General features: G+C 44.6%; 17 protein-coding genes. 2 read left to right on the forward strand and 15 right to left on the reverse strand.

The genetic code is table 11. The features are described from left to right. Both wecB and J7J62_02510 read left to right on the forward strand, forming a co-directional pair. Nucleotides 1-776: UDP-N-acetylglucosamine 2-epimerase (non-hydrolyzing) (wecB, locus tag J7J62_02505; protein ID MCD6124025.1), on the forward strand; the 776-nt coding region annotated here is incomplete at its 5' end. An 8-nt stretch (nt 777-784) separates the two neighbouring features. Beyond that, nucleotides 785-1,894, forward strand: coding sequence for a glycosyltransferase family 4 protein (locus tag J7J62_02510; protein ID MCD6124026.1), 1,110 nt, complete (start codon nt 785-787; stop codon nt 1,892-1,894). A gap of 10 nt (nt 1,895-1,904) precedes the next feature. Here J7J62_02510 and J7J62_02515 read toward each other — a convergent pair whose 3' ends face one another. From J7J62_02515 to J7J62_02585, 15 genes are all read right to left on the reverse strand, one after another. Then, on the reverse strand, nt 1,905-2,522 hold the full coding sequence (locus J7J62_02515; protein ID MCD6124027.1) for a 4Fe-4S binding protein: 618 nt from the start codon (nt 2,520-2,522) through the stop codon (nt 1,905-1,907). Between the two features lies 1 nt (nt 2,523). Beyond that, nucleotides 2,524-2,874, reverse strand: a complete 351-nt coding sequence (locus J7J62_02520; protein MCD6124028.1) for a Na+/H+ antiporter subunit G — start codon at nt 2,872-2,874, stop codon at nt 2,524-2,526. Nucleotides 2,875-2,883: 9 nt separating this feature from the next. Beyond that, nucleotides 2,884-3,138, reverse strand: coding sequence for a cation:proton antiporter (locus J7J62_02525; protein ID MCD6124029.1), 255 nt, complete (start codon nt 3,136-3,138; stop codon nt 2,884-2,886). Further along, nucleotides 3,135-3,620 carry a Na+/H+ antiporter subunit E gene (locus J7J62_02530; protein MCD6124030.1) on the reverse strand — a complete coding sequence of 162 codons (486 nt, stop codon included), beginning with the start codon at nt 3,618-3,620 and terminating at the stop codon, nt 3,135-3,137. Before J7J62_02530 ends, J7J62_02525 begins: the two co-directional genes overlap by 4 nt. 3 nt (nt 3,621-3,623) lie before the next feature. Continuing rightward, nucleotides 3,624-5,108 carry a monovalent cation/H+ antiporter subunit D family protein gene (locus J7J62_02535; GenBank protein ID MCD6124031.1) on the reverse strand — a complete coding sequence of 495 codons (1,485 nt, stop codon included), beginning with the start codon at nt 5,106-5,108 and terminating at the stop codon, nt 3,624-3,626. A 24-nt stretch (nt 5,109-5,132) separates the two neighbouring features. Further along, nucleotides 5,133-5,483, reverse strand: coding sequence for an NADH-quinone oxidoreductase subunit K (locus J7J62_02540; protein ID MCD6124032.1), 351 nt, complete (start codon nt 5,481-5,483; stop codon nt 5,133-5,135). 1 nt (nt 5,484) lies between these two features. Beyond that, entirely contained in the window at nt 5,485-5,964 is a 480-nt protein-coding gene (locus J7J62_02545) for a hypothetical protein (GenBank protein ID MCD6124033.1), read from the reverse strand. A 16-nt stretch (nt 5,965-5,980) separates the two neighbouring features. Continuing rightward, nucleotides 5,981-6,538 (reverse strand): DUF4040 domain-containing protein, encoded by a 558-nt coding sequence (locus J7J62_02550; GenBank protein ID MCD6124034.1) that lies wholly within the window; start codon nt 6,536-6,538, stop codon nt 5,981-5,983. A gap of 18 nt (nt 6,539-6,556) precedes the next feature. After that, the gene (locus tag J7J62_02555) at nt 6,557-8,455 is read right to left on the reverse strand and encodes a hypothetical protein (GenBank protein MCD6124035.1); all 1,899 of its coding nucleotides are present in this window, start codon (nt 8,453-8,455) and stop codon (nt 6,557-6,559) included. A 22-nt stretch (nt 8,456-8,477) separates the two neighbouring features. Beyond that, a complete protein-coding gene (locus J7J62_02560) occupies nt 8,478-9,707 on the reverse strand; it encodes a nickel-dependent hydrogenase large subunit (GenBank protein ID MCD6124036.1) in 1,230 nt (409 codons plus the stop codon). Nucleotides 9,708-9,732: 25 nt separating this feature from the next. After that, nucleotides 9,733-10,239 carry an NADH-quinone oxidoreductase subunit C gene (locus J7J62_02565; protein ID MCD6124037.1) on the reverse strand — a complete coding sequence of 169 codons (507 nt, stop codon included), beginning with the start codon at nt 10,237-10,239 and terminating at the stop codon, nt 9,733-9,735. A 20-nt stretch (nt 10,240-10,259) separates the two neighbouring features. Beyond that, nucleotides 10,260-10,721 carry a hydrogenase gene (locus J7J62_02570; protein ID MCD6124038.1) on the reverse strand — a complete coding sequence of 154 codons (462 nt, stop codon included), beginning with the start codon at nt 10,719-10,721 and terminating at the stop codon, nt 10,260-10,262. A 21-nt stretch (nt 10,722-10,742) separates the two neighbouring features. Then, nucleotides 10,743-11,663: an NADH-quinone oxidoreductase subunit H gene (locus tag J7J62_02575; protein ID MCD6124039.1), complete on the reverse strand. Its 921-nt coding sequence runs from the start codon at nt 11,661-11,663 to the stop codon at nt 10,743-10,745. A 79-nt stretch (nt 11,664-11,742) separates the two neighbouring features. Then, the gene (locus tag J7J62_02580; protein MCD6124040.1) at nt 11,743-12,261 is read right to left on the reverse strand and encodes a 4Fe-4S binding protein; all 519 of its coding nucleotides are present in this window, start codon (nt 12,259-12,261) and stop codon (nt 11,743-11,745) included. A 13-nt stretch (nt 12,262-12,274) separates the two neighbouring features. After that, the gene (locus J7J62_02585) at nt 12,275-13,879 is read right to left on the reverse strand and encodes a hypothetical protein (protein ID MCD6124041.1); all 1,605 of its coding nucleotides are present in this window, start codon (nt 13,877-13,879) and stop codon (nt 12,275-12,277) included. Nucleotides 13,880-13,978: the final 99 nt, after the last annotated feature.

Below are 13,978 nucleotides of genomic sequence, written 5' to 3' on the forward strand. Positions count from 1 at the left end.
CACATGTAGAAGCTGGTTTAAGAACCGGCGACCTAAGACAACCATTCCCTGAAGAAGCTAATAGAAGATTGCTTGACGCAATATCAGAGCTTCTGTTTCCACCTACTGAAAAGGCACTAAAAAACCTCCTAAACGAAGGGATTGACCCGAAAAAGTGCACTGTTACCGGAAACACGGCTATCGACGCGTTACTTTGGATGGTTTCAAAAGATCATAAAATCTCTGACCCAGAGCTCGAAAAGGTAGCATCCGACCCAGAGAAAAAACTAATATTAGTTACAGCGCACCGCAGAGAAAGCTTTGGCAAGCCACTCGAGGAATTTGTCGACGCACTAAAAGAGCTTGCGGAAAAGTTCGATAACATAAACATAGTCTACCCAGTCCACATGAATCCGAATGTGAATAATGTGGTCAGGGAGAAACTCACCGGCATTAAACGAATCTACCTCCCGAAACCCCTTGACTATCCAGACTTCGTCGCGCTTATGTCAAAAGCCTACCTTATACTTACAGACAGCGGCGGCATTCAGGAGGAAGCGCCTGCGCTCGGAATACCTGTATTGGTGCTAAGGCAGGTTACTGAGCGCCCGGAGGGAGTTGAGGCTGGTGCCGCAAAAGTGGTGGGAATGAACAAGAAAAAAATCGTTGAGGAAACCGAAAGGCTTCTTACAGACCCTAATGAATACCGAAAAATGGCTAAGAAAAGATTTATTTATGGTGACGGAAAAGCAAGCAAACGAATAGTAAAAAGGATACTGGATTATCTTCAAAAATGAGAATACTTATGCATTCCATATATTTTCCGCCGGAAGTAGGAGGACTTGAGACTCATGTCGCAACACTTTGTAAGGCATTGATGAAGCGTGGGCACGATGTTACGGTTGTTACATCCCATTCAATAAAGACCGCACCAAAATTCGAGGTCTATGACGGAATAAAAGTCCACAGGGTATTCTGCCCAAAAAAGTCGACATTAGGCTGGACAGTAACCAGCATCGCGGCAATACCAAAGGTTTACAGCCTCTCAAAAGATATCGACATCCTCCACGCACATACTTTCCCATCAATAGTGCCCTGTGCCCCACCCGCAAAACTTAGAAAAATTCCATTCGTAGCCACAATCCATACGAGTCATTTTCTAAGATTGGCGAAAAAAGCCTTTTGGCGAAAAGTACTGAAATTTCTTCTCAAGAAACCTGACATAATACTTGCCCCAAGCAAGGAAATAAAAGATGTTTGCGTTGACATAGCGCCGAACATAAAAGCTTACTCTCTCATTAATGCTGTGGACATCGAGAGATTTAAGCCCACTAAACCTGTCATAGATAGGATAAATAACGAAAAAATAATCATCGTTCCAAGAAGGCTTTTCGAGAAAAACGGGGTCGAATACGCCATAAGAGCGCTGCCCCTTGTCCGAGAAAAGGTTAGCGCACACCTCTACCTTATTGGCGATGGACCCTTACGAGAGAAACTTATTAGATTAACTAATGAACTCGGTATAACCGATTTTGTTCACTTCCTCGGTGCGAAACCCAACAAAGAAATGCCGGGCTATCTTTCCAGCGCTGATGTAGTCGTTATCCCATCCTTGATAGAAGCAACATCGGTAGCTGCCCTTGAAGCCATGGCATGTGAAAGAGTTGTTGTTGCCTCGAATGTAGGCGGTCTGCCAGAAATAGTCACGGAAAAAACGGGAAAACTTGCACAGCCAGGTGACCCTGCTGACCTGGCTGAAAAAATCATCGAGGTACTGTTAATGCCTGATGAACTTAAGGCGAATCTGGGTAAAAATGCAAGAGAAATGGTCGTGAAAAATTGGAGCACAGACTCACTCGCAGAACAGGTGGAAAAAATCTATCTTGAAGCCATAAAAAAAGTTAGAAACTGGTAGCATTATCAGTTTAAAACGCCCAATCCTCAGCCATCATCATCTTTCTACGGCACTCGGGACAGAGAACTTTATTGAGGTCCTCTCGCAGGTATTCATCGCGCTTGACAGGATACTCGTCGTCGGCGAGCCCAAGCGAGCGCATCTTCGTTATAAACAATGTCTGATTCAAGAATGCTTTGGTGCCCAACCTTTCAGCCAGCCAGAGAATGTGCTTCTCGGATGTTATCGGTTTTCCGCAGTGTTCGCAAAGCACAAGCTTGCCCTCAATCTCCTCGAACGCCTCCGATATGTCAAGCGTGGAAAGGTCGAACTCATTGGTTATTTTAATGCCATCGCCCACAGTGCAATACGCCGCACACTGACTGCACCATATGCAGCGAGCATAATCCCTGTGCATAACCCGCACAGCAGAACCATCCTCCTTTACTATATCGCGAACATCTATAGCCTCAACGGGGCAGATTTGCGCACATGCACCGCAGAGAATGCAGGTTTCCTCATTGAAAACAGGAACACCCCTGAATTCGGGAAATACCTCAGCGGGTTTAAACGGGAACTTTACTGTATAAGGCCCCTTAACGATAGCTTTAATAGCCTCGCCAAGCTCCCTTAATTTCGGCTTTCTCAACTTATTCCTCCTTTATTTTTTCACCTTCAGCGTCTTCAGCGTAAACATCCACAACTGAACCTTCCCATAACGGAACACCGCCTCTGTGCGAACCTCTGGCCAGCGCATGAGCACCAGTAGGAGATGATATCAACACGAACGCAGCACACAAGAGAGCTTTCATACCAGCAGCATTAAAGCCAAAAATGAAGAACGCACCTATAAGTAGGAACGCAGTCCCCAATGTAACGCACTTAGTTGCTGCCTGAAGCCTATTGTAGACATCGGGTAATCGCACGAGACCAACGCATCCGAGAAGGTCGAAAAATACTCCTATAACCAGCAAAATGTATCCTATCACATGCCAGACCATGTTCGCCCCCTATTCATCAAAACTTCTATTTTCAAGGAATTTCGCTAATGCTATAGAGCCAACATAAGACAAAAGCGCCCATGATATAGCGATATTAAGGTAAAAATCTTTATTCCAGACCAAGGCTGCGATAACACAAAAGCCGACCATAAGCGTTCCGAGAATATCTATCGATACTGCTCTATCGGGCGGAGTAGGTCCCATAGCGATTCTGTATAAACACAAAAACGCCGATAACAAAAGTATGTATAACATCCATGTCATTCGAAAATCCTCCTTAATATCGGTTCGAAACGACCTACTACTGCCTTGCTCCAATCCTCAATGTTTCTCCCCTTAACATAAATCCAATGAATATACATTATGTCACCCTTTATATCCACAGTAAGCGTTCCAGGAGTTAGAGTTATTGAATTAGCCAAAAATGTTTTCGCCATATCGGTTTTGAGCGATGTTCTGACTTTAACGATACCAGGTCTTATAGGAAGTTCAGGGTGAATAACTCTATAGGCAACATCGAGGTTCGCGAGGACTATATAAATCATCAAATAAGGTATGTAAACGATAAACCAGAACACTCTGATTGGGTTGAAAACCCGACCCGCTTTAAACAGGAATATGTCTCCGACAAGACCAATAACCACAAGCGATACTACGGCACCCACTATAAGTTGCGCCGGCTCAAGACTCCAGGTTAACAGAAGCCAAGTCCCAAAAAGCAATATGAATTCACCTATGTATTTCATTAGTTAACCTCCTATTCCCAATACCATTGAAATGTATTTAGCCTGATTAAGAACAGCCTGAGTAGCAGGATAGAAAAGCGCATTGTTAAGAAAACCATAGAATATACCGGCAGCCAAGCATATAACCGAAAGCGTAATCAGTGGTATCGTCATGCTTATGGGAACCTCTTTTATATTGCTGTAAACCTTTGGCAACGGTCCGAAAAGAATCTGCTTTTGAACTTTAACATAGTATGCAAGGGTTATGAACGAGACAAAAATAGCAACCCCGGCAAACAGATAAGCTTTAGCTTGGAAAAGAGCAATTATTATGAGCAGTTTGCTGAAGAAACCATTAAAAGGCGGGAATCCAGAAATGGACAAGCTGCCTATAACGGTTGACAAGCTCGTCACGGGCATCCTTTTCATCAACCCACCCATCTGGCGCATGTCGCGCGTTCCAGTTCTCATCTCTATGGCGCCAGAATCAAGGAACAACAGGCCTTTGAATACCGCATGATTGAAAAGATGGAACAGCGCAGCAGCTATGCCAGCCGGCGTCCCGATACCTATACCCATAGCAATGTAGCCAACCTGACTTATCGACGAAAAAGCGAGAAGCCTCTTTATGTCATCCTGCCCTATGCTAAGCATTCCACCGACAAAAGCTGATATTAGACCGAACCAGAGGATTATGTCGAGAATAACCTTTTCACCGTTAAACACAGAGAATGCTACGCGAGTTATAGCGTAAACTCCGAGTGCTTTTATTAGCACACCAGAAAGCATAGCCGATACCGGAGCCGGCGCAGAGGGGTGAGCATCAGGAAGCCAAGCGTGAAACGGCACCAAACCTGACTTGAGCGCAAAACCAAAAATAAACATACCTATCGCAAAAATAAGCGCTGTGTTGGGTTTTATCGCATTTATCATATTAGCCGCATCAGCCATATTAACCGTGCCCGTAAGGTTATAGACTATCGCCACACCGAGAAGTATCGCGGTCGAGGCTAAAGAGCCGAGAATAAGGTATTTAAATCCCGCCTCAAGCTCCTCGCTCTCGACACCGAACCCAACGAGCGCATAGCTCGCCAGCGAAGCTATTTCCGTGAAAACGAAAAGGTTAAAAAGGTCGCCGCTCAGGACCACGCCGTTCATTCCGGTAAGCATAAGCAAAAACAGCGCGTAGAACTTGGTCTGTGCAGTATAGCGATTCATATACGAGATCGAGTATATCATCACGAGAAACGCCAGAAGATTCACCACCAGAAGCATTAACTTCGACAGCCCATCGAGAACCATAACAATACCTATAGGCGGAATCCAGCCACCCATCTGATAAACACTGTCTGGTGCAGTAATAAGCTGAAGAGAAAGGTAAAATGTCGCTGCGGCGCAAGCCACGCCCAATATCGGTCCTATGTAACGCCAGAACTTACCAATAATTAGTATCAAAACGGTGAACAACATCGGCAAAGCAACCATTAATGGCATCGCTACGGTGCTCATAGATTTCACTCCTTTATGTACACATTAACCCCTAAGTTTCCTTATTTCCGACATGTCAAATGTCTTATACTTCTCGTAAAGCTTTATCGTGTACGCAGCCATCAAAGCCAGGGTTCCGAGTCCTATAACGATGCTCGTTAGAACGAGAGCTTGAGGAAGAGGGTCAACCCCTTTTTTCGCAAATTCTATTATGTTCTGCCCGGGAGAGAGAATCGGCGCTATACCCTGCATACGATAACCAAGAAGTATCAGGAACAAGTTCACAGAATACTCTATTATAACCATTCCTATTATCTTCTTTATAAGATGTCTTTTCGCAATCAGGCAGTAGATTCCGAGTCCGAAAATAATCATATCAAGCATGAAGACCGTCATTTTACTCCTCCTCCCTCAAAACAAGCCTTCCGTAAATTGAAAGTCCTATAAAGACAGCATATAAACACGCGCCAACCTTGACCCCGATGAAAATATTGGCAAGCGGAATAAAACCTGCTGAAACTATGCTGAACGGTGTGCCCTTTCCAAGGAAGTTGTAAAGGAATATTCCCACATTAAGCCCTATATACCCAAGAATCACGAATGCGAGCATGCCCAGATTATCGAACATTGACGCCCAGAAGTCGTTTAACTTCGCCAGAGCTATGTGCCTGCTGAAAGCGAGCATCATCAAAGTGTAAGCTATAGCAAGTATAACACCACCCGCGAAACCACCGCCAGGAGTAAGATGCCCGTAAAGCACGATGTAGAAACCATAAAGCAGTATCATAGCAATCATTATCCGCGCTACAGTCTTAACTATCAAAGTCATACCAATGCTTTCGTCGTGAACCAGCTTTTCTATCTCAGCCTTTTTCATTTATTGCCTCCCAGAATTATTCTGGTATTCCAACCTTTTCGAGGTCTTCTTCAGTTATTTTCTTCCTTCCACGAGTTCTAAGAATAACGAATGCTCCGAGAATAGAAGTGAATATCACTATCGCCTCGCCGAGAGTATCGTAAGCTCTGTAATCGAGTATCACAGCAGCCACCATGTTCGCTGCACCAGTATCGCCCAAGCCCGATGCGAGATAGTATTCTCCGACTCTCATAAGCGGGCTCCCGAATGGCGTTAATTCCGCGAACGCCCAGTAGCAGAAGGCAAGAAACAGCCCAAGAAATACAAGCCCAATAATGTTCGCTAAATTGTCTATCCGCTTTTCGATAGCCTCGTTATCAACATATGTAGTGGTCCTTATCAATATGATCAAACTCAGAACTTCTACGATAACCTGGGTTATCGCGATATCAGGTGCCTGAAGATAAAGGAACATTAAACTTACGCCGAACCCTACAGCACCGACTGCGATAACAGCGGAAAGCATATTACGAGTTTCTATCGCTATAACTGTCCCTATTATCATGAATACCAGGATTATGGTAAAGAAAAACATGATATCTTCCTCCTATCCTCAATAAGCTCTTATTAACACCAAGCCTATTATAACCAACCCTATTATTGCCCAGGACAGATATGTCGATAGTATTCCGTTATGCAAAAGCCTTAGCGGTTTAACAATTATCGCGTAGCCTATTTTACTAATGTAAGAATAAGGGTCGAAAACGCCTCTTTCAGCATCAGGAAGAATAGCTTTGAATATAGCAACCTCTTTTATGTTGTTGTAAAATCCTGTTCCCGGCACCCTTAACTTTTCGTATGTGAAAACTTCGTAGCCTCCTATAGTTCCTGGTCTCACGCCGCCAACATACGCAGCATCCTTTCTGGTTTTGAAGGCACGACCAGCAGCGTAATAAATCATCGCTATCACAAGACCTAAAAACAGAAGTCCAAAAGCGAACATTGGCTGCCAAAGCGAATCACCAAATGAAATACTAAATAGTTTTATTGTCCCACCAGTTAACCCGGTTGATGGAATAAGCAACTTTCCTAAAGGAAAGCCTGGCGCAAGCCCGAAAAATATGCAGATAAGAGAGAGCACAAACGGTGGTAGAGTAAGCCATAAGTCAGGAGCTTTAACATTATTAAGTTCATCTGGGAGAGGTCCAAAGTAAACCGAATGTAATACCTTTACAAAACTTGCTAATGTCAGTGCGCTTCCGAAAACCGCTAACACAAACATTATAGGCATACCAGCAGCGATACAACCTTGATAAACAAGCCACTTCGACACAAAGCCATTAAACGGGGGCACACCTGAAATCGCAAGAGCAGCTACAATATTTGCAAAGAACAACAAAGGCATTTTCTTAGCTAATCCGCCCAATCGTGAGAGTTCAGTTATGCCGGTTTGCTTCTCAACTGCGCCCGCGCATAGAAAGAGCGAATTTTTATATATAGCATTGTTTATCATATGAAGCAATCCACCAAGCATCCCGACTACTGAACCTGTACCAATACCAAGCACCATGTAACCTACTTGGCTTATAGCATGATAAGAAAGTAAACGCCTCAAATCATGCTGTAGCATCGCCATGAAAACTGCAGCTATTATGCTTATAACTCCGATTATCATCAAAATAATTTTTACTGTGTATGATAACGCGAAAATTTGAGTCGTTGCTATGAACAAAAGATAAATTCCTAAGAGTTTGTCAATAGAAGAGGGCAAGAACCCCATAACAGCAGTGGGAGCACCAAGCGAAGCTGTTGGTACCCAAGAATGCATCGGAATAGCACCAGCTTTTGCAATAGCAGGCATTGCAAGCGCAATGTAGAGAATCAAACCAAATCCTGCGGGAACACCTAATTTTAAGCTTTCCATCGCCAAGGTTCCATAAGTTAACCAAACATAGATGACGAAGAAAAGCATGCCTGTATCAGCAAATCCAAGTATCGCAAGTGTTTTACCTGCTGCTTGGCGGGTCATCTCATTGTCACCGAGTGCTATAAGTCCAAACAAGCATAAAGTCGAAATTTCCCATGCTACATAAAGCGTAAACATATCAGCAGCGAGAAATACAGCATTGGCGGACGCAAGCGTTAGTAAAGATAATCCATAATACCAGCTGTTATGCGGGCAACCATGACGATAACTCCACGAATAAATAATGTGAAGCAACCCAAATAGCCCAACAAAGGATACCATCAAAGCCGAAAGAGGCTTAGCATGAATTATTATCGGGGTAGTAAGAGTCCCCAACTTTAATAATCCAAGATTAACTCTGGCACCAGGATTGAGAAACAGCATAACCCCTGCATAAAGCACATACCCGCTAACGAGGAGAGATATAATCCTTCGCACGACATCCATAAAAACCTCGGCGCCTTTGCCTCGAAGCTGAACCAATATAAGGCATATTATTCCGCCGAGCGCAGGTACCCAAATCGACTGTAACATCAAGTTTTCCATATCTCAGCCCCTTTTATTCGTTTCACTTCAAAAGTTTTGCATAAGGGTCCCATGTAATCAATCCAAGGTCGCGCTTAAGCGCGAGCGTTTTCTCGACCGAAAGTTTCGTCAAATACTCTTGTTTTACGCTTCTGTAGTTGTTGTATTTATCGACAATCCCAACCCTTTCAGTGCAGCAGTAGCATGGGTCTATTGAAGCCGTTATGAGCGTTACATCTGCGATATGCGCACCCGGACAGGTAGCTTTATAAGTCGGCAAGTTATTGTAAGTCGGAGCACGCACTTTATGGCGCACCGGATAACCGGTTCCATCGGAGCGCATGTAATGGAACACCTCGCCTCGAGGAGCCTCATAATGACCACATCCTTCGCCCGGTGGAATTTCTGTAACGCCTGCATCTATCTCACCATCAGGCATGTTCTCTATGCACCACCTTATTATCTTTACCGACTCAAGCATTTCTAAAATTCTGCACGCAGTCTTTGCGAAAACATCGCCATCCTGAAGCACGATAGGCTTCCAGACACCAGCCTCGAAAGCGGGACCATAAGCATCAAACGGGTCATCTCGCCTTACATCATGGTCAACTCCCGACGGTCGCGATGTCGGACCTACCGCCGAATACTGAATAGCATCCTCATAAGTAAGCACGCCAACACCTTTAAGCCTCTTGTGAAGAACCGGGTCATCAAGAGCAACGCCTAAAAACATCTTCAACGCCTTCTCAACCTCATCCATAGCCTTCATAGTGAAGTCCATCGCCTCATCGGAGAAATCACGCCTTACACCACCCGCTTTAAACATCGCATAATGGTTCCTGTTACCCGTCAACCTTTCAAGCGAATCCAGCACGAGCTCTCTGTACTTCCACGCCCACATGAACACGGTATTATATCCAATGAAATGTCCCGCCAACCCAAGCCATAGAAGGTGACTATGAATTCTTTCAAGCTCTCCTACTACAGGTCTAATGTATTGCGCTCTTGGCGGCGCTTCCATGTCCAGTATATCCTCCATAGCAAGCACGCAGGCATAAGGATGGCTCGTTGAACAAATACCACATATTCGTTCTATAAGATACGGCACCTGATCCCAGGTTAACCCTTGAGAAAGCTTTTCTATTCCCCTATGATTCCAGCCTATTCTAAGGTCAACATCCACCACAGTCTCACCATCGACCCTGAGCACGAAAAGCTCCGGCTCTTCAAGCAGCGGGTGAAAAGGTCCTATTGGTATTATGGTTTCCTTCATATTTTATCTCCTGCTTTTTTCAAATTTACATTTCACAAGTCTCATCAGGATTGGGTGGCTCGTTAATATATGGTTTAAATCCCTCGACCTCACGCTGTGGATAGTCGCACCTGAAAGGATAAAGCCCCTCGGGAAAATCATCCGCTATAAGCAGCTTTCGTGGATCGGGGTGCCCCTCAAATTTCACTCCGAAAAAGTCCATTATCTCTCGCTCTATCCATTCGGCAGCCTTGAAAACCGCCCCGACAGACTTAGTAACCAGGTCAGGACGCGGAGCGAGCGTTTTAAGGTTAACCATCATCTGGTCGTGGTCGAGGTAAAAGTGATAAATAATCTCTACACCTTGTGGCGTATCTATAGCGGATGCCGTGCAAAGCCGCCCACCCATATCGTAAAATATCGTTCTCGCCGCATCCTGAACATCATCCCTATCAACGAAAAGATATATTCGTCTCTTCCTTGGTTGCTCTATGCTTTTTATCATATCGCCGAGTTTCTCTTTAAGAACATCTATTATAAGTTTATCGGGCATCTTGCCTCCTTGGGCATAACTCAAACTTTTACTTTCTTTTTCTTAAGATTGTCCAGGAATTTGATAGCTTTGACAACGCTCGATATTATCGCTTCAGGTTTTGGTGGACACCCGGGAACATAAACCACTATGGCATTGGGGTCTATCTCTTTTATCACTCTGTCGACGGGACCAGCCATGTTGTAGCTTCGCCTGAAGAAATTTCCTGAAACTGCACAAGAACCAATAGCGAACACCACGCACGGTTTGGGAGTTTGCCTGTATGCCTCTTGTAATCTTGGCTTTATCTGCCTGTTAACCATTCCCGTAACAAGCAAAGCATCAGCGTGACGAGGACTTCCCACAAGAACTATGCCGAACCGCTCGACATCAAATCTTGGCGTAAGAATATCGAGAATCTCAATATCACAATTGTTACATGGCGAACACGCCAAGTGATAAACCCATATTGATCTTTTTAATGAGCCAATTTTCAATGACATAGCTTCTTCTCCTTACTCTTATTAATAGCCAACACGCATAAATATAAAAGCTATAATGGAAATTAAAGTCATCCAACCCCAGAAATATTTTATCGACTGGTCAATCCGCAGTCGTGGATTGGTGTTTCTGAGAAGTGTCATGATAACGATTATGAGAATGTACTTCAGAAATGCCCACAAGAGTCCAAGCCCGTGAACTTTTATCCCGCCCCAGAAAAGTGTGATGAGAAATACAGGACTTACATAAAGAAGTATCGCCTTGGTAAGCTTAAATGCACCCAAAGCAGCACCCGAATACTCCATGAAAATACCGGCACCAAGCTCTGTTTCAGCCTCTGGGATGTCAAAAGGCACCAATCCGAGCTTCGCCTGAAGCGCAAAGAGAACTACTATAAAAGCTAAAACACCCGAAACCGAATAAAGTATTGGACCATTAGCAGCCTGATACTCAAGAATTTTACCGATACTAATGCTTCCGACGCGGAATATGACCACGCAAAGCGCTATTATCATGGGAAACTCATAAGCGAAAAGCTGATTTATTTCTCTTTCAGCACCCACGGAAGCTAATGGGTTGCCAGATGCTGAAGCGCCAAGGATTATCATTATCGAAGGGATCGTGAGGAGATACCATAGAACTATTAAATCGCCCACAAAGGATGCATTATAGTTCATATTGTAAATTCCCAGCATGGTAGCAACGAGCACACTCGCCGAAAGCGCTATAGCGGGCGCAAGAAGAAAAATGGTTGGATTAGCGGACTCAGGAATCACTACTTCTTTGGTAAGAAGTTTTATCACATCGTAAAAGTTCTGTAGTATAGGCGGCCCCTTTCGCCACTGAACTCTCGCTGTGAGTTTCCTATCGAACCAGGCCGTCAAAAGCCCTACAACGCTAACGAACACAAATCCAGGGAACACTAAGTAATATAGTACCGGCATAATTTCCCCCTATAAATCGTATAACCAAAGCCTAAACCACGAAATCCTTCGCTGAATTTTTCTAATCGAACACTCATATCTAAATCCTGTGCAAACCTGGTTTGGCTAATATTCTTGCTCCCCACTCCTTCCTCTTTATGGCCTCAGTGAGCGGAATAAACATAAGCGCGCCGGATGTGCATGTAGCCACGCAAACTGGTATTTCATCCTCTGAAAGCCGTGAAATGCAAAGGTCACACTTGCTTACTATCCGATGTATGAGCTTCTCGTTTATCGCTGCGAATGGACACGCAATGGCGCAACTATTGCAACCAATGCACTTGAACTTGTGCCTAACTATGGTCCCATCCTCAAGCTTCTCTATAGCATCCCTCGGACACGCATCAATGCAAACTGGCTCCTCGCACTGACGGCAATGATAGGGAAACTGGGCGTAGTAATACGGGTCAGCATGAACAAGATTTTGCTGCCCTCTATGTTCGTAAAAACAGGCCACCTCGCAACTGCGGCAGCCTATGCATCGGTCGATGTCAAGAACTATTCTTCTCTCCTCTTTCTTCTCCTCTGCGCTAATGTTCTTAACATCAGTTTCTGGCATTATTTCCTCCGAGCTAAACTTTTTCTATTCTCCCTGTGGTCGGGACGAATCCAAAATCGTCATCCCAACCAAGAACGGCTCGTCCACTTGGCATATATACAGGCACCAAAACTATATCATCCGTAAGGTCCTCCTGAATCCTTACTGTGAATTCACCTTTGCCGTCCTTCGTTTCGACAACTACCGAGTCGCCATTCATTATACCCATTTTCTTTGCTAATGCAGGATTTATCAGGACATTGCTGTCGCTTTCCGCGGTATTCTTTCGAATCCAAGAGAACTTCCTCGTTATGCTGCCGTCACCGTGATGATGTGGCAGCGAGTAGCCAACCACTGGAATTTCTCCAAGGTCTACTTCCTTGATTTCGGGTTCTTCAGCAAGATATGCGAACGAATCCATTGATGCTATCATCTCTGATTGTTCAAAATCGGCGCTTCCACCGTAAACATCACCAATACTATCGAGAACTGCGCACTCGCAGGGATAGTCAGGGGATGGCACAGAGTCACTTAATTCGTATTTACGCTCCGAAAGACTCAAAATAGTGCCGGTTCTCTCAAAAAGGAATTTCGTCGGCAGGATCACCTGAGCGATCTTGGTTATAGCCGTAGGCAATGTTGCTGTGGCTATTCTTACGGGAATATCCTTCACTTTCTGGTAGATTCCAGGATAAGCCTCTACCGGGTCACAACCGAGACAAATTAGCGCTTCGACATCACCGGCATTTATCGCAGCCAGAGTGTTCTTGAGGTTACCCAATCCATTAGCCTCAAGGATTCTTGCCACTCCTCGCCCATTGGAACTGGTGGACATTGCTGCGAACATGAATCCTCTGGCATCAGCGAGCTGCTTCGCCCAATACCCTATGCTTAACGGGTCCATGAAACGCCCTGTCCCTGGCGAATAAAGAACCGCACAACTTTTTGCTCCCTGAAGTAAGTTAACCAGCTTATCAAATGTCGCTTTATCCACATCAATGTTCTTTACTTCGGCCTTTTCACCTCGAACCGCCTTTGCCAAAGCTTTAACTACCGCTGCCGTTCTGCCGGGTTTGGCTTTTAGGAACTGCCACGCGAACCAGCTCGTTCTCGATGATGTGTTATCCACCACGGCGAGGAAATTCTTCCGCTCTGCGAATCGTGCGTCATGAACGAGCTTCGATATAGTTGGATGGTTCGTGAAAATATCGCCTATAGCAAGTATTATCTCCTGCTCGGCTATTTTTTCGCGGGAATAGTTATTCATGAACTTTGCAGTAATAATGTCATCGAAATTAACAGTCGAAACGAATCTTATACCGCACGAATTAGCCACGAGCGCAGTCTTGTAAGCCACTTCAAGAGGAACGCTACCTGAGATAAGTATTGCCACCTTAGCGGGATCAATGCTTTTCAATCGCTCTTTTACGGTCTTAAGAGCCTCCGAGCACCTCGTTTGCATGCCGTCCACTGTGCAATACGCAACCCTTTTAGTGTGCTTAAGAGCCTCAAGGCAGAAATTCCCCCGAGGGCATAAGCCATTTCTGCTGTAATGATACCCTATCTTTGGAACATGTTCTTTTGAGAAGTAGGCTTTTTGTGAGGTAAGCTCGAAAACTATCTCGAACGAATCTTGCATTGAGCAAAAATGACAGGTTACGCTATGCGCTCCCATGTTACCTCGCTTTCAATATTCGTGAAAAAAATAACAAGCTCAAAAAATTTGTCAACAATAATT

The sequence above is a fragment of the bacterium genome (genome assembly GCA_021159335.1).
Classification (GTDB): Bacteria; UBP14; UBA6098; order B30-G16; family B30-G16; genus JAGGRZ01.